18 protein-coding genes are annotated in these 15,490 nt (G+C 63.1%); 12 read left to right on the top strand and 6 right to left on the bottom strand.

Annotated elements, in window-relative coordinates:
• The first annotated feature begins 19 nt into the window (after nucleotides 1-19).
• Complete coding sequence (locus QRN54_RS18770) at nucleotides 20-676, top strand: TetR/AcrR family transcriptional regulator C-terminal domain-containing protein (RefSeq protein ID WP_007733086.1); 657 nt, start codon at nucleotides 20-22, stop codon at nucleotides 674-676.
• Here QRN54_RS18770 and QRN54_RS18765 read toward each other — a convergent pair.
• Both QRN54_RS18765 and QRN54_RS18760 read right to left on the bottom strand, forming a co-directional pair.
• Nucleotides 662-982, bottom strand: coding sequence for an AzlD domain-containing protein (locus tag QRN54_RS18765; RefSeq protein WP_285182781.1), 321 nt, complete (start codon nucleotides 980-982; stop codon nucleotides 662-664). The two genes, QRN54_RS18770 and QRN54_RS18765, sit on opposite strands and share 15 nt — an antisense overlap.
• Entirely contained in the window at nucleotides 979-1,692 is a 714-nt protein-coding gene (locus QRN54_RS18760; protein ID WP_285182780.1) for an AzlC family ABC transporter permease, read from the bottom strand. Before QRN54_RS18760 ends, QRN54_RS18765 begins: the two co-directional genes overlap by 4 nt.
• Nucleotides 1,693-1,756: 64 nt before the next feature.
• Here QRN54_RS18760 and QRN54_RS18755 point away from each other — a divergent pair, with 64 nt between their 5' ends.
• From QRN54_RS18755 to QRN54_RS18745, 3 genes are all read left to right on the top strand, one after another.
• Nucleotides 1,757-2,329 carry a helix-turn-helix domain-containing protein gene (locus QRN54_RS18755; protein ID WP_285182779.1) on the top strand — a complete coding sequence of 191 codons (573 nt, stop codon included), beginning with the start codon at nucleotides 1,757-1,759 and terminating at the stop codon, nucleotides 2,327-2,329.
• A 101-nt stretch (nucleotides 2,330-2,430) separates the two neighbouring features.
• Nucleotides 2,431-2,844, top strand: coding sequence for a VOC family protein (locus QRN54_RS18750; protein WP_007733099.1), 414 nt, complete (start codon nucleotides 2,431-2,433; stop codon nucleotides 2,842-2,844).
• Nucleotides 2,845-2,873: 29 nt separating this feature from the next.
• A complete protein-coding gene (locus QRN54_RS18745) occupies nucleotides 2,874-3,248 on the top strand; it encodes a VOC family protein (protein ID WP_007733101.1) in 375 nt (124 codons plus the stop codon).
• Nucleotides 3,249-3,253: 5 nt separating this feature from the next.
• On the opposite strand, the gene QRN54_RS18740 is transcribed toward QRN54_RS18745, so the two are convergent.
• Nucleotides 3,254-3,418 (bottom strand): hypothetical protein, encoded by a 165-nt coding sequence (locus QRN54_RS18740; protein ID WP_003941708.1) that lies wholly within the window; start codon nucleotides 3,416-3,418, stop codon nucleotides 3,254-3,256.
• Between the two features lie 288 nt (nucleotides 3,419-3,706).
• On the opposite strand from QRN54_RS18740, the gene QRN54_RS18735 reads away from it, so the two are divergent.
• The 7 genes from QRN54_RS18735 (at nucleotide 3,707) to QRN54_RS18705 (ending at nucleotide 10,635) form a co-directional block, all read left to right on the top strand.
• Nucleotides 3,707-3,835, top strand: coding sequence for a hypothetical protein (locus QRN54_RS18735; protein ID WP_003941742.1), 129 nt, complete (start codon nucleotides 3,707-3,709; stop codon nucleotides 3,833-3,835).
• The gene (locus QRN54_RS18730) at nucleotides 3,819-4,334 is read left to right on the top strand and encodes a tail fiber domain-containing protein (protein ID WP_030537101.1); all 516 of its coding nucleotides are present in this window, start codon (nucleotides 3,819-3,821) and stop codon (nucleotides 4,332-4,334) included. The genes QRN54_RS18735 and QRN54_RS18730 overlap by 17 nt, the downstream gene beginning before the upstream one ends.
• 10 nt (nucleotides 4,335-4,344) lie before the next feature.
• Entirely contained in the window at nucleotides 4,345-6,318 is a 1,974-nt protein-coding gene (locus QRN54_RS18725; protein ID WP_285182778.1) for a helix-turn-helix domain-containing protein, read from the top strand.
• A 112-nt stretch (nucleotides 6,319-6,430) separates the two neighbouring features.
• On the top strand, nucleotides 6,431-7,714 hold the full coding sequence (locus tag QRN54_RS18720) for a hydroxymethylglutaryl-CoA reductase, degradative (RefSeq protein WP_042925108.1): 1,284 nt from the start codon (nucleotides 6,431-6,433) through the stop codon (nucleotides 7,712-7,714).
• 5 nt (nucleotides 7,715-7,719) lie between these two features.
• Entirely contained in the window at nucleotides 7,720-8,688 is a 969-nt protein-coding gene (locus QRN54_RS18715) for a hydroxymethylglutaryl-CoA lyase (RefSeq protein ID WP_080712772.1), read from the top strand.
• Nucleotides 8,689-8,764: 76 nt separating this feature from the next.
• A complete protein-coding gene (locus QRN54_RS18710) occupies nucleotides 8,765-9,256 on the top strand; it encodes a hypothetical protein (RefSeq protein WP_042925110.1) in 492 nt (163 codons plus the stop codon).
• A complete protein-coding gene (locus tag QRN54_RS18705) occupies nucleotides 9,253-10,635 on the top strand; it encodes a tripartite tricarboxylate transporter permease (RefSeq protein WP_047270124.1) in 1,383 nt (460 codons plus the stop codon). Before QRN54_RS18710 ends, QRN54_RS18705 begins: the two co-directional genes overlap by 4 nt.
• Before the next feature lie 61 nt (nucleotides 10,636-10,696).
• Here the strand turns inward: QRN54_RS18705 and QRN54_RS18700 are convergent, their stop codons facing one another.
• The 3 genes from QRN54_RS18700 to QRN54_RS18690 all read right to left on the bottom strand — a co-directional run bounded on the left by QRN54_RS18700 (nucleotide 10,697) and on the right by QRN54_RS18690 (nucleotide 14,122).
• The gene (locus tag QRN54_RS18700; RefSeq protein ID WP_285182777.1) at nucleotides 10,697-12,109 is read right to left on the bottom strand and encodes a GGDEF domain-containing protein; all 1,413 of its coding nucleotides are present in this window, start codon (nucleotides 12,107-12,109) and stop codon (nucleotides 10,697-10,699) included.
• 187 nt (nucleotides 12,110-12,296) lie between these two features.
• Complete coding sequence (bioD, locus tag QRN54_RS18695) at nucleotides 12,297-12,980, bottom strand: dethiobiotin synthase (protein ID WP_007733117.1); 684 nt, start codon at nucleotides 12,978-12,980, stop codon at nucleotides 12,297-12,299.
• Nucleotides 12,977-14,122 carry an 8-amino-7-oxononanoate synthase gene (locus QRN54_RS18690; RefSeq protein WP_285182776.1) on the bottom strand — a complete coding sequence of 382 codons (1,146 nt, stop codon included), beginning with the start codon at nucleotides 14,120-14,122 and terminating at the stop codon, nucleotides 12,977-12,979. Before QRN54_RS18690 ends, bioD begins: the two co-directional genes overlap by 4 nt.
• A gap of 38 nt (nucleotides 14,123-14,160) precedes the next feature.
• Here QRN54_RS18690 and QRN54_RS18685 point away from each other — a divergent pair, with 38 nt between their 5' ends.
• On the top strand, nucleotides 14,161-15,453 hold the full coding sequence (locus QRN54_RS18685; RefSeq protein ID WP_285182775.1) for an adenosylmethionine--8-amino-7-oxononanoate transaminase: 1,293 nt from the start codon (nucleotides 14,161-14,163) through the stop codon (nucleotides 15,451-15,453).
• Nucleotides 15,454-15,490 lie beyond the last annotated feature (37 nt).

Genomic DNA, 15,490 nt, shown 5'->3' with positions numbered 1-15,490 from the left:
GAAACGAGGGGAACAACAAGTGCAGTTGCGACGGGGCGACGTGCTGGACGGCGCCATGGCGATACTCGACGAGTTCGGACTTGCCGACCTCACGATGCGCAGGCTCGCAACCTCACTAGGTGTCCAACCCGGCGCCCTCTACTGGCACTTCCCGAACAAACAGACCTTGCTGGGCGCGGTCGTCGACAAGATCCTCGAAGACCTCGACGCCCCCGTCGACGCAGACACGTGGCAAGAAGCGTATTCCGAACTGGCACACAGACTTCGGTCCGCCCTACTGGCGCACCGCGACGGCGCCGAGTTGGTCAGCGCCACCTTCGCCTCGCGGATGACGAACAGCAAGGTGCGCGAGCATTTCGTACAAGCCGGGCAAGAATCCGGTCTCTCACGCGAGCACGCCCAACTCGCGGCGTATGCCCTGCTGTATTACGTACTCGGCCACACCGTCGACGAGCAGTCCCGAGCGCAGATGGAAGAGATGGGGGCACTCACCCGGGCTCCCATCTCCCCCGACTCCCCCGAGGTCATCGGCGGCGGTTCCGACGAGGACCTCCTCGACGGCGATCCGACAGTGCGATTCCAGTTCGGCCTGGACCTCTTCATCGACGGCATTCGCACTCGCCTGAATTCGATCCCCGATTCAACGCCCATCGAATCGGCTCTACGACACTCCTGACAGTCGCAGCAATGCAGTAGTGCCGGCCGCGACAATCACCACGACCACCAACGGGGCCTTGAACCAGGCGCAGATACCTCCGGCCACCACGCCGAGCATCCGCGCCGGACCCGCAACGTCATGTCCGGTGAAGACCGTCGATGTCACAACCACTGCGAGCAGCAGCACCACGACAGCACGATCGAGGGTCTTCTCGGCGAAGCCGGAGAGCGTCACCCGAGCTCGGAGCAGAACACCACTTGCCCGCAAAGCGTAAGAGCCGCAAGCGAACACGACAATGCCGATCCAGACCGATGCAGCATTCATCGAACCTTCTCCCGGAACGGTATCGTCACCGCGATACTCAGCAGCGCTACGAGCGGAGCGGTACCCGACGGCAGGAACGGTGACGTGGCCACTGCAACCGCTGCACCGATCACAGCGGCAAGCAATGTCACCTTTTCCCTCAACGCGGGCAGAACAAGGGCCAGAATGACAACCGGGAAAGCGGCATCCAATCCCAACGCGGCCGGATCTTGGACGAGACTGCCGAGCAGCCCGCCCAGGAGAGCTCCGATCGGCCACGACACCGCGATCCCGATCCCACAGAACCAGAAGGCCGCACGCTTCTGCTTCACCGAGCCCTGCGCCATGGCAACCGCGACGCTTTCGTCGTTGACCAGGTGCGCGCCGACCAACTTGCGCCAGCCCGAGCCCCTGCACCAGCCTGAATCCGTGTGGCGAGCCTCGCCGAGAAAAGATCCCGCTGCCAATCCGTAGGCGAAGTTTCGGGAGTTGATCAGCAAGCCGGCTACAACTGCAGCGACGGTGCCGCCTCCGGCCGCGATGATTCCGATGAACAAGAACTCCGAAGACGCTCCCAGAACGAGTACAGCCAACGCCAAAAGCTGCCACAACGAGAATCCAGCCGATCCTGCCGTCACACCGTAGGACACACCGACGATGGCCACGGAGAGACAGATCAGCACGCTCACCCGAACCGTGTCTCGATCAACTGTTCGCCATAAAGAACGCATGTATTCTATGTTGAACGAAGTGACACCGTTCGTCAAGTAGAACGATCGATCGGAGAATCGAACAATGCCCAGTAATGAAACGGATACAGCGGAGACTCCTCAGAAACTGGTCGCCGTCGCACTCAAACGCGAACGTGCCCGAGCAGGCTTGAGCCTTTCGGAGGTCGCCCGGCGCGCCGATATAGCCAAGTCCACACTCTCCCAACTCGAATCCGGACTCGGAAATCCGAGCCTCGAAACTCTGTGGGCACTCGGAAACGCATTGGGTGTGCCGTTCTCACGACTCGTCGACTCTCAGGCACAGACCGTTCAGTTGATTCGAGCCGGAGAAGGTCCCGCGATTGCGTCGGCAAACGCGTCGTACATCGCGACGCTCTTGGCGCCGAGCCCACCGAACGCACGACGCGATCTGTATCGGATAGTCGCCGAACCGGGCGAGCCGCGTATTTCCACTCCGCATGCACGCGGCACCACCGAACACGTCGTGATCGGCACCGGACGGGCGGAGGTCGGGCCCACTGCAAATCCGATCGAACTCGGACCGGGCGATTATCTTGCTTATCCCGGCGACGAGGAGCACATCTTTCGGGCGCTCGAACCAGGGACGACAGCGATCTTGGTGTCGGAACACACCTGAGCCGCGATGAGTTTCGCCGCTGCGGGAAGTCTGTATCTGGGAGGTGACGTGGCCAGAGCCTCGATTGCCGACGACAGTAACGACCGACAGCAGGAGGACCCATGTCCGGATCCAGCATCAGCAGCATTTTGCTCTCGAGCACCGACCCCGAACGCTTGCGCGACTGGTACGCCGAGGCGTTCGCCCCGAAGGTCGACCGGACTCCCGGCGAACCCGGCTACGACGTGCTCGACTTCAACGGTTTCTACGTGATGCTCGACAGACGCGACGACGTCGGCGAGACCAACCCCCAGCCGGGTCGCATGTTCCTCAACGTCGAAACCGACGACGCCCGGTCGATCGCACAGCGCATCGATACGCTCGGCGGAAACTGGCACGCTCCACTCGAAGACCGCGGGGGCAGTTTGTTCGCCACTGCGATCGACCCCGACGGAAACTACGTTCAGATCATCGAGTTCAGCGAGGAAGCCAGGGCCGAGATGGAATCCGGAATGACGGATTCCCAAACCACCTAGTCCGGCAACCGCTGGGAACGGAGATAGTCATGCTTACAGACACGAAAGCATTCAGCGGATTTTCGGTGACAGACATCGACTCTGCAAAGAAGTTCTACGGCGAAACACTCGGGTTGAAGGTAACCGACGGAGACATGGGACTGATTCGCCTACATCTTGCCGGCGGAACCGAGATCCTCGTTTATCCGAAGCCGAATCACGAAGCGGCGACCTACACGATTCTCAACTTCGTCGTCGACGACATCGACACAACCGTCGACCAACTGACCGCACGTGGCGTGGAGTTTCTCAAATACGACGGATTCCCCCAGGATGAGCGAGGCATCATGCGTGGCAACGGCCCCGACATCGCGTGGTTCACCGATCCCGCCGGCAATGTTCTGTCGGTGATCAAGGAGTCCTGACGCGCTTAACCGCTGAACAGCTGCGACTGCCGCTGTTCAGCGGTGTCGGTGTTGGAGCGTTCTGCTGCCGCAGTTTCACGCTCGGCAGCCAGTTGCTCGGCGCTTTTCGCGTCGACAACGGGCTCCGACGCGCTGAGGTCGGAAAACAAGCCACTGCTCGATTCGTTCACATGCCACCCTTTTGCCTGGTCATCGTTGCCGCGCGCAGATAAACCTGCGTTAGAGATCGGTCGATGGCTACTCAATTACTGCCGCCCGTACGGCGCCGACAAGACGCCGATGACTCAGCAGTTCTTCACCCAGTGTTGCACGCCTGTGTTTTCCACGAGAAATTCGGTCCAGACGGGTTGTCATCGCCCGCACGGCGGAGCAATGTGAAAGATGAGCGCGGAGCAGGTCGGCAGCACTTTCGTCGGACACCTGGCCCCTCAATTCACCGCACAATTTTTGGAGGAATCATGTTGGGAATTGCTTTGGGCCTCGGCAGCGCCGCTGTCGGAATCGGCCTCGGACTGCTCGGCGCAGGAGCGGGAATTCTGCTGAGCGACAAGACCGTCAAAACCGCACGACGTGAACTCACCGCCTGACGAGGGCGAGCGCACTGAATTTTTGGGCACTCGGGTCGGTATTCGGGTGAACGCCGCGATGCGACACCCCGCGCAGTGGGTGTTCGCACGGGCCGCGCATCGACGTGGCGTGCATACCGGCGTAGATGTTCCGACGAGTGCGCAGGACGTGCTCGACCGGTTGACGGCACTCCGAATAAGTACGTGGAGTTACGGATTCGACCACAAGTCGGTCCGTCACCTGGGTCCGATGGCGCAAGACTTTGCGGCGATTTTCGGCTTGGGATCCAACGCCCGCCGGATCTCCGCCGTCGACGCGAACGGCGTCTGCATGGCGAGCATCCAAGCGTTGAACCGCAAAATCAGTGCCCTCGAGACAGAAGTCAGCGCGCTCGAGAAGGACGTGAACAGACTGAGACGAGAAACGGGAGACACGAGCACGACTCGGAATGCATTGGAAACAAACAACAATCACATATCCACACCGCTCGACGAATTCGGTGGATCCACCGGTCTGTAGTTTGTTCGGTGTGACCGCCCCTGATTCAGACTCCGACTCAGCGCCCAACGTGATTGCCGCGCTGTTCGACGTGACGTCCGATTCAGTCGGCGACGAACATGTCGAACAGGTACTTGCCGAATTCGGCTTTGGCGCAACGGAGGTCGCGGAGACCGCGGCCCTCATCCGGGCCAGTCGGTCGGAATTTCGGCGACTTCGCCGTCGCGAGAACGAATTGGCGGTTCTCTATTCGAGTGCACGTGAGCTCGCGCAGGTTCGCGACGTGGACACACTGCTGCAGAGGCTGGTCAACCGCGCACACGACATCATGGGCACCGACGTCACGTACCTGTCCGAGTTCGACGTGATCACTCGTGACCTGAATGTTCGAAAGACGGCCGGCGCGGTCTCGCCGGAACTCCAGCATCTGCAAGTTCCTGCCGGCGCGGGACTGGTCAGCGCGATTGCCGAATCTCGAGCAGCCCAATGGGTTCAGAACTACAGCGACTACACGCAGTCGCGCCATGACGAAGTGGTCGATGCCGCGATCGTCGCCGAGGGTCTGGTGGCGATTCTCGGCGTGCCGATGCTCTCCGACGGCCAGATCCTCGGAGTCCTGTTTGCCGCCGACCGCCGGGAACGGCGATTTACCGCAGATCAGATCGCCCTGCTCTCTGCGCTGGCTGATCACGCCTCGGTAGTCCTGCAAACCGCACGGGCGCTGGACCGCGCCGAGGAATCCGCCGCCGAGACCGGGCGAGCACTCGACGAGCTGCGCGAGCACGTGTCCGCGCGGGACAAATCGAACATCGTCCACCAGGATCTGATCCACGCCGTTCTCCGCGGCGGTGGCTACGCCCAGGTTGCACGAACTCTCAGCAGCTCGCTCGAGCGCAGCACCGTCGTCGTCGACAGTGAGCTACGCCCTCTCGTGAAATCCTCTGGCGAGCAGATCACGACGGTGCCGTTGTCTCTTCCTCCCGCCGTGTCCGAGGCCATCGACCAGAGTCGCCGAAGCGGCCGATGCACGTTTGTCGCCGATGACAGTGAGACCGCGATCCAACTCGTCAGCGCCGTCACCGCCGGAGAATCGTTCCTCGGGGCCATCTTGCTGAATCGTTCGGACGCGCCGATCGGCCCCGTCGAACTCCGGACCGTGGAACGGGCAGCTCAGGTCACTGCCATCCTCGTGTTGCAACACTCGGCGGCAGCAGCAGCGGACCGGCGTGCACGTGACGAACTGGTCGCCGACTTGCTGAGCACTGCGCCCGAGCGCAGGCGCGATCTCGAACGTAGGACCCGAAACCTCGGCATCTCCCTCGGCGAACTGGACACCGTCCTCGTGGTGTCGGTCGCTCCGGAACTCCGCACCGCCGCGCTCCGCGCAATCGGGCAGTCTCTGCCGGTAGCGGGGTTGGCGGCGCAGCATGCCGGATTGATCGCGGTGGTCTCGCGCTCGGGAAACCCGGCAGCCGCGGCGACGGTCATTCACCGTCAGATCACCGGTTCGGTAGGACCGCACGCAGTAGTCATTGCGCCGGCGACGGCGGAACGCCCCGAAGAGCTCCCGGCGCGCTTCACCTCGGCGCTGCGCACGGCCCGCCTACTCACGGCATTGGGCAAGACCGACGGCGCGGTCACGACGGCGTCATATCTGCCGTACACCGTTCTGTTCGGCGAAAATCCGGAATCACTTCATCAGTTCATCGACGAAGTAATCGGCCCGGTACTCGCGTACGACCGCGACAAGGACACCGATCTCACCGCGACCCTTCGTGCCCTGGTACGCAACGACGGGAGCCCGACCAAGGCTGCCCGCGCACTCAACTATCAACCCAACACCGTCGTTCAGCGTCTCGACCGCATCCGTACGCTCCTCGGTCAATCGTGGCGGGAAGACGAGAACTTTTTCCGGGTGTCCATGGCGACGAGGCTCGACGAACTTCGGGACGTGGGAACCGAAGAGGCCGGAAGCGGCATCAACGACAGCGCCGATGGTGCATGACACTACAATTTCGACCGATCGATGTGTCGTGAGCACGTGGCCTGGCAAGCATCGACCTCCCTACTGTGAAGCGGAGCACAGAACCACTTCAGGAGGACGACCCCACGTGTCTATGAACAACCGGTCCATCAACAGCCGCATCGCCGATTTCCGGTCCTACGACGTCGCCGCACGACGCGCCGAGATCGTCCGCCAGACCGACCTGACCGAGGCAGACATCGCGGTCTACGACGCCGCCGACGGCCTCACCATCGACCAGGCCGATCGCATGGTCGAGAACGTCCTCGGCGTCATCGGCATCCCGGTCGGCGTGGCCACCAACTTCACGATCAACGGCACGGACTACCTGATCCCGCTCGCCACCGAGGAGCCGTCGGTGGTCGCAGCCGCAAGCAACGCTGCTCGCATCGCACGCGGACTCGGCGGCTTTCACGTCTCGAGTACCCCGCCGATCATGCAGGCCCAGATACAACTCGTCGACGTCGTGGATCCGGCAGCCGCCCGTATCCGACTCCTCGAGGCACGTGAAGAAATCATTGCACTCGCCAACGAACAGGACCCGAAGCTGGTCAGTGTCGGCGGTGGCGTGAAGGACATTTCGGTACGCATCGTTTCTTCGGACAAGGCCACCTACGTCGTCCTTCACCTTCACGTCGACGTACGAGATGCCATGGGCGCCAACGCCGTCAACACGATGGCCGAGGCAATCGCGGATCGAGTGGCCGAGATCGGCGGCGGACACGTCGTCCTGCGCATCCTCACCAACAAGGCCGATCTGCGGCTGACACGCGTTCGCGCCGTGTTCGATGCCGAATTGATCGGCGGCGCAGAGGTTGTGGACAACCTGATCCATGCCGCACGCTTGGCGGAGCTGGATCCCTACCGCGCCGCGACGCACAACAAGGGCATCATGAACGGCATCAGCGCCGTGGTGCTGGCGACCGGAAATGACACGCGCGCAGTCGAAGCCGGGTGCCACTCCCATGCAGTCAACGCCGACGGAATCTACTCGTCGCTCTCGCATTTCGAGAAGAATGCCGACGGAAACATCGTCGGCACCCTCGAACTGCCCATGCCGGTCGGCCTCGTCGGCGGGGCCACCAAAGTGCACCCCGTAGCGCAGGCCGCAATCAAGATGCTCGGCGTCGAGAGCGCCGAGGAACTCGCCGGCATCATCCTGGCAGTCGGCCTGGCGCAGAACCTGGCTGCGGTCCGCGTTCTGGCCAGTGAGGGTGTCCAGCGCGGACACATGGGGCTGCACGCCCGCAACATCGCTGCCACCGCCGGAGCGCAGAAGAACGAGATCGACGCCGTGGTGGCACGCCTGATCGCGGACAAGAGCATTCGCGTCGAGCATGCCGAGAAGGTTCTCGCCGAGATCCGCGGCGGAAACTGACGACAATGACCGAAACAGTTGCAGGATCACCGGTGTGGAAGCCGGCGCCTCATCGAGTGCCGGCGCCGGGGCTGCCGACCTCGGTCCGGATCTACGAAGTCGGGCCACGCGACGGACTTCAAGCGGAAACAGCGGTGATCCCGACCGAGACGAAAGCCCAGTTCATCGAACGCCTGGTCGCGGCCGGCTCCCGCACTGTCGAATTGACGAGTTTCGTCTCACCTCGATGGATCCCGCAACTTGCGGACGCGGAAGAATTGATGGGTCGGCTGCACCTGCCGGACTCGGTACGTACGGTCGTTCTTGTCCCGAACCGCAAGGGTCTCGAGCGGGCCGTCGCCGCCGGAGCAAGCGAGGTTGCAGTATTCGTCAGCGCCACAAAGGAATTCGCGAAACGCAACCTCAATTCCACGGTGGACGGCGCGATCGCCGCGGCTGCCGAGGTCACTACGGCCGCCCGAGCCCTGGGACTTCCCGTCCGCGGCTACATCTCCATGTGCTTCGGCGACCCCTGGGAAGGCTCCGTGCCCGTCGAGCGTGTCGCCGACATCGCAAAGACCCTGATCGACAGCGGTGTCACGTCACTCTCACTCGGCGACACCATCGGCGTCGGCACACCTGGCCATGTGCTCGCTTTGCTCGGCGCCCTCCGAGAACGTGGCATCCCCACATCGCAGATCGCCATGCACTTTCACGACACCTACGGCCAGGCGCTGTCGAACGTCTATGCGTCGTTGACCGCTGGGGTATCCGAATTCGACAGTTCCGCAGGTGGTCTCGGACGGTGCCCGTATGCCAAGGGCGCGACCGGAAATCTCGCCACCGAGGATCTGGTGTGGATGCTCCACGGCCTCGGGATCGACACCGGCATCGACCTGGATTCGCTCACCGATACAAGCAGCTGGATGGCCGAACAGATCGGCCACTCGAGCCCGTCCCGAGTTGTCACCGCCCTCCGCGCAGCACGCACCTGACACCCGCAACGCAAGCCCCTCATCTCGCAAGCCCCTCCCTGTACGACCCCGCCATGCATGACACTGGAGAAGACTGATGTCACCACCGCAGCCGGCAACGACGCCGACCACCACAACCGAGCCGACCGAGCAGCAGACATACCTCGAGGTCTGGGGCGACACCGTCAACGGTCGACACCTCGCGATCTCCGTTGCAGTCGGCAGTGTCGTCGGCGCCTCGGCCCTTCTCGCGGCCCAGGTACTGTTCGAACGGGTCGTCAGCGAACCGTCGTTGGCCCAGGCGTACAGCCTTCTGGTCGGCATCGCGGCCTGCCTGCTCGCCGGCGTGGTCTGCGGAATCTTCATCAAGCCGAAGCGGATAGTCGCCTTGGCCGCCGCCGACGCGGAGTCGATCGACGGTGTCATCACGACGATGAGTGAACAGCGCCAGGGTCTGGGCACTCTCGCCGACATTCCGGAGCAGAGCCGACAGGAACTTCGCGAGCTGGGTCTGTACGACCACTTCGCCGCTGCCGAGGCCGAGCACGCACGGGTCTCGAACACACCGAAGGACGGTGGGCGCGCATGAGTTCGGTTCTGACCAACGAAATTCTGATTGCCGTTCTCTTCGGCATCATCGGTGCGGTCGCGTTCACGTTCATCGGATTGATCTCCGGCACGGACGAGACCGCCACGATCGCACCGCTGACTCTGCTCGTGATTCTGCTCGGCGCTCCCCCGGCGGCGGTCTTCACGTTCTTCCTCTCCGGTGCGATCGCCAAACACATGACGCACGCGGTGCCGACGATGCTGCTGGGCATTCCCGGCGACACGATGGCGATTCCACTCTTGCCGGAAGCGCAGATGATGCGCTCACTCGGCATCCCGCACATCGCACTCCGCAAGGCGATCTCGGGAGCAGTGATCTCGGCGTTCGTCGCTGTGCCGGTTGCCGTTTTGTTCGCGACCATCCTCGCGCCGTTCGCGGACACCGTTCAGTCGATAGCACCGTGGCTGTTCCTGGTCGCCGCCATCGGCATCGCCTACGCCTCACCAGGCCGCTGGGCCGGGGTTGTCGCCCTCGTTCCCTTCGTCATCTTGATCCTCGGCGCCCGCGCGTTGACGTCGAATTACGATGTGTCGCTGAACATCAGCTACTTCCTTGCGATCGCAGTCGGGCCGCTGATCGCGGACCTCGCATTGACCTTGGGCCCGTCGAGCCGTAAGGACATGGAACGCAGTGAACCCAAAACCGTTGCATTGGCCCCGGACATCAAAGGATGGAAGGGATACTTCCCCAATCCTCTGAAGGTCCTCGATCGCAAGCAGATCGGTTACACCGCCGCCGCTTCCACGGTGTCGAGCGCAACATTCGTCTTCAGCCCGGTCGCCATGACTGTTCTGATGGGTGAGCTGGTAGGTGCGCGGATCAAGAACGGCTATCACCGACTGACCACAATGGTCTCGGCGAAGAACGGTACGACGGAATCCACCTACATCGCGGAAACCCTCATCCCACTCGTCGCTTTCGGCCTTCCGCTCAGCCCGCTCGCGGCAGGCCCCGCAGCCCCTCTGTTCAACGCTCCACCGGTGTTCGAGACCAATCAGGAAACCGGAGTGATCAACAATCTCTCCACGTACCTGACGCAGTGGGAGTTCCTGCTCTACGGACTGCTCGCAGTGGTCACGGCAACGGTCATCGCATACCCGTTTGCCATGAACTACGCGTACCGCGCTGCGTCAGCGGTGGTCAAGCACATCAGTCACGAAGCTGTGATCGCGGTGTTCACGGGACTCGTCGTCGTCATCAGCATCTGGGAGGGCGGCGTCCTCGGGCTTCTGATCACCGTGACGGTCGGCCTGGTCGGTGGCCTTCTCGGGCGCCTGTTCAAGATTCACGGCGGAGTTCTGTTCATGGGTTACTACGTAGCGCTGTTCAGTGTTCCTGCCCTGATCAATCTGTTCTGAATCGGTCGACTCCACCACCACGTGCGGACCCGCAACAAACTGCGGGTCCGCACGTATTTCTTCAGCTACCGACCGTGAGCGCCACGGTTCGATTGCGGTCCAACTTCTTCGCTCGATACAACGCCTCGTCAGCGCAATCGACCAATTGCGTCAGGTCTGCGTCGCCGTGGGGTGAACACGCGACACCGATGCTGACCGTCGGCCCGAATTCACCCAATACTGCCGACGAATTCTCCGCTTGCGCGCGTCGAATCATCTCGGCTGTTTCGGTCGCACCCTCGAGATCGACACCGGCCATCAGTACGACGAACTCCTCGCCGCCCAATCGGGCGAAGAGATGCTTGTCATCGAGGTGCCGCCGCACCTGATCGGCAAAACTCACCAACGCCGTATCGCCGGCACGATGACCGAGGTTGTCGTTCACCATCTTGAAGTGATCCAGATCCATCATCAGGACGCTGACCGGACGTCCAGAGTGGCGACGCGGATCGGTCGCACCCGTCACGCTGCCGCCTCGCCGCAAGAATTCGTCCCGGCGCAACGCACCGGTGAGATCGTCGTGGGTGACGGCCTGGGTGAGTGCCTCGAGCGCGCGGCGACGCTCGAGGATCACGCAGGCCACCGCGATCGGCGCTACCGCCAGCAGCGACAATCCGATCTGGACCGACGCGCTGACCGGCGAGACGCCCTCGCTGGACAATCCGAGATGGCCGTCGGCCGTCAGTACCAACGTCCAGGCAGTTGACACAGCTGTGAGCACCGACGTGACAAATACATTGGTGAGCAAGGCTGCAGTCACCAGCGCCGGCATGGCAAACGCGATCGCTCCGGCACCGCCTATCACCCACTCCAAGATGATGCAGACGGCCAGCAGCGCCGTCGGAACGAATGATCGACGCACAAGCGTGGCAACAGCTTTCGGTTCTCGATCCATTCGTCGAAGCGAAGGGAATGTCAGCACCAAGGGGACGATGGTCATGTAGTTGACGAACTCACTCGAGAACCAGAGCAACCAGCCGTCCCACCACTGCCCGCCGAACAGCACGCGGTTCGCGATACCGCCCACGAGCGCCGCCATCGACGCGGCGGCGACAGTCATCGACACGAGATAGCCGACGGACTGAATACTGGTCAGTCGACGGTCCTCACTGTCGACCCAGCGAAAGGCGTAGAAGCCGCTCGCAACCCCGACGATGTTGGCCGCGTTGAGCCACACCGTGGACTCCCATGCCCCACCGGTGATCAGGTCGGCTCCGACATAACCGACTACGACGCAGATCCAGGTGAGCAGTGTGGCGGAACGCGGCGACCGAAAGAGGATCCCGAGTAGCAGCGCGTTGGCCGGCCAGAAGACTGCAAGCGTGCCCGGCAGACGGCTCAGAATTCCGACCAGGCACGAGACGAAGACGACTACGCCGATAAGCAGTGCGCGACGTACGGCCGATGACGACAACGACTTTTCGACCGTGCTCACCACCTACATTCGACTGACCTACTCACAATTCGACAACCACTGTCGGTGACCAAGGCGCCCCGGATGCAGGGTCGCCGCAAGACACCCGTCGAAATATACCGACCGGAATCGTACGCGAGGGACGTCGAAACCCGAGGCGCCCCACTGTGCCTTGGCTATCGATGCGGACAAATCGGATGTTACGTCGTCAGTTGGTCAAATGAAGTTCACCAAGCGTGATCGAAGCGGTGCGAGCAAACTCTCGGACACTCGCGCCTCCACTTCCGGCAGGCATTACCCCGAGAAGGGGAACACCGCTGACCGAAACCAGATCCTCGCGATTGCATCTCTCGGCGAGGTCCGGTTCCTGCGGCCACGAACCGATCACCAACCCGGCGCAGTCCACGCCGGATGCACGTAGGGCTTCCACGGTCAGTGCGGTGTGATTGAGCGTGCCCAGGCCGGACGCAACCACCAGCACCACTGGCACCGCCAGAGCCGCGGCAAGATCGCGAGCGGTGAACCCGTCGACGCCCAAGCGGACCAGCAAGCCGCCGGCGCCTTCGATCAGGGTCAAGTCGTGGGTGGTGTCCAGGTCGCGAGCAACTCGGACTACTTCGTCGAGCGCCAACAACGGCAGACCACTTCGACGGGCAGCAGTATCCGGCGCCAAAGGTTCGGGATACCGCGCCAACTCGACCAGCGTCACGCCGCCGCCGGTCAGACGCTCGATCTCGGCCAGATCACCCGCACCGTCCACGTCGACGCCGGTCTGGGCCGGTTTGAGCACTGCAACCGACTTGCCCGACTGCAAGGCCACCGACGCCAATGCAGCTGTCACCACTGTTTTTCCGACGTCGGTCGACGTTCCGGTCACCAGGAAAATGCTCATGCTCGGGCTCCGGCCAATACTTCGCGCAGTACGAGAACGATCTGCTCCATCTCGGATGCGGACAGCGTCGCTCGTGCGGTCAGACGCAGCCGTGACGTTCCTTCCGGAACCGACGGCGGGCGGAAGCAACCGACATGCAACCCCTGATCCCGGCACGCCGACGCGGCATCGAACGCCCGCTGCGGATCACCGAGAACGACTGAGACGACAGCAGATTCAGGCGACGGAGCACCGGTGACGTCCGCCAACTCGGATGCCCGGGCCAGGACGTCGAGCGCTCGCGTCGGCTCACGCTGGAGTACGGCGAGTGCAGCCCTGGCCGCGCCTACGGCGGCCGGTGCGAGCCCGGTGTCGAAGATGAACGTTCTTGCCGCGTCGATGAGATGCGCGCGGATCTTGTTGTCACCGAGCACAACTCCGCCCTGGCTGGCGAGCGACTTGGACAGTGTTGCCGTCACGACGACGTCGGGTTCACCGGCCAGGCCCGACTCGTGGACGAGTCCACGTCCACCGGCACCGCGCACACCGATGCCATGCGCCTCGTCGACCAACAGGATCGCCCCGTACTCGCGGCACACCTGATGCATCTGCCGCAGTGGCGCGAGGTCTCCGTCGGCACTGAAGACCGAATCGGTGACGACCAGCGCTCGCTCTTCCACTCTGCTGCGCAACGTGTCGGCGAGAAAGCCCACGTCCGAATGCGGAGCAACGGCAACCCGAGCACGTGACAGGCGGCAGGCATCCACCAGCGAGGCATGCGATCCCGCATCGGAGACGATCAACGACCCTGGACCCGAGAGCGCCGTCACCGCGCCGAGATTGGCTGTGTAACCGGAGGAGAAGACAAGTCCGGAGTCCGCCCCGACGAACTCGGCCAGTTCGACTTCGAGCAGTTCGTGTTCGGTGGTGGTGCCGGTGACCAGACGCGAGCCCGTGGCGCCCGCGCCCCAACGGCGCAGAGCCGCCGCGGCACCCTCGATCACATCGGGGTGCCGCACGAGTCCGAGGTAATCGTTCGACGCCAGGTCGATCAACGGGGAGTCGACCGTGCGAGGACGGAGTTCGCGACGCAGTCCGGCGGCCCTGCGGTCCGCTTCGACGGCCGTCAGCCAATTCAGCGAGGTGTTCACTTTTCCGACCATACTTGAACACCGTTCAACTCAATGGTTAGGGTGCATCCGTGCTCACAACCGGACTTGATCCCCATGACGTCTCCGCCATCGATGCCGATGTCCTCTGGCATCCGTACGGATCGTTTCCCGCGTCGACTCGTCCGCTGATCGTCGACTCTGCGCAGGGGGCTACCCTGACGCTCTCCGACGGCCGCCGATTGGTCGACGGGATGAGCTCGTGGTGGGCCGCCATTCACGGCTACCGCAATCCCGTGCTCGACACCGCCGCCGCACGGCAGCTCGGCAAGATGAGCCATGTCATGTTCGGCGGACTGACGCACGAACCCGCCGCTCGCCTCGGGCGACTGCTCGTCGACATCACACCACCTCACCTCGACAAGGTGTTCCTCTCCGACTCCGGTTCGGTGGCCGTCGAAGTCGCAGTGAAGATGTGCCTGCAGTACTGGCGGAGCCTCGGAAAGCCGTCGAAGAATCGTTTGATGACCTGGCGCGGCGGATACCACGGTGACACCTTCACCCCCATGAGCGTCTGCGATCCCGACGGCGGCATGCATACTCTCTGGACCGACGTCCTGCGCCCTCAGGTCTTCGCGCAGGCTCCCCCGGCGGGCTATCTCCCCGAATACGTGCAGGAGTTGGAATCGCTCTTGGCCGAGCATCACGAGGACCTCGCAGCGGTGATCGTGGAACCGGTGGTCCAAGGCGCCGGCGGAATGCGTTTCCACGATCCCGCGTACCTGATCGACCTGCGTAACCTCTGCGACAAGTACCAAGTCCTCCTGGTCTTCGACGAGATCGCGACCGGATTCGGACGCACTGGAGAACTGTTCGCCGCCGATCACGCCGGCGTCAGTCCCGACGTCATGTGCGTCGGCAAGGCACTGACCGGCGGGTACATGAGTCTGGCGGCAACGCTGTGCACCACGGAGATCGCGGAGACCATCACTGCCGGTGAGGGCGGCGGGCTGATGCACGGCCCCACCTTCATGGGCAATCCACTCGCGTGCGCCGTCGCGGTGGCGTCGACCGAACTTCTGCTTGCGATGGACTGGCGGCGTGACGTCGCAACCCTCGAACGTGGCCTCGCTCGAGGCCTCGCCGAAGCCGTCACAATTCCCGGGGTCGTCGACGTCCGCGTCAAAGGCGGAATCGGAGTGATCGAACTCGAACAGCCGGTCGACATGCAGAGCGCGACCGATGCAGCCGTCGACGCCGGCGTCTGGCTCCGGCCGTTCCGCAACCTCGTATACGCGATGCCTCCGTACCTGTGTTCGGAGGCAGAGGTGGAACAGATCACAGCCGGAATGCTTGCAACCGCCCGCAGCCAGGCGAAACGGTGATCGGCACCGTAGACAGTCGACGAGATTCGATCGGCTG

Origin of the sequence: Rhodococcus sp. MEB032 (assembly GCF_030208925.1) — a bacterium.
GTDB classification, from domain to species: domain Bacteria; phylum Actinomycetota; class Actinomycetes; order Mycobacteriales; family Mycobacteriaceae; genus Rhodococcus_F; species Rhodococcus_F qingshengii.
Note: the sequence above shows the minus strand (reverse complement) of the source record. Positions and strands in the feature narration are given on the sequence as shown.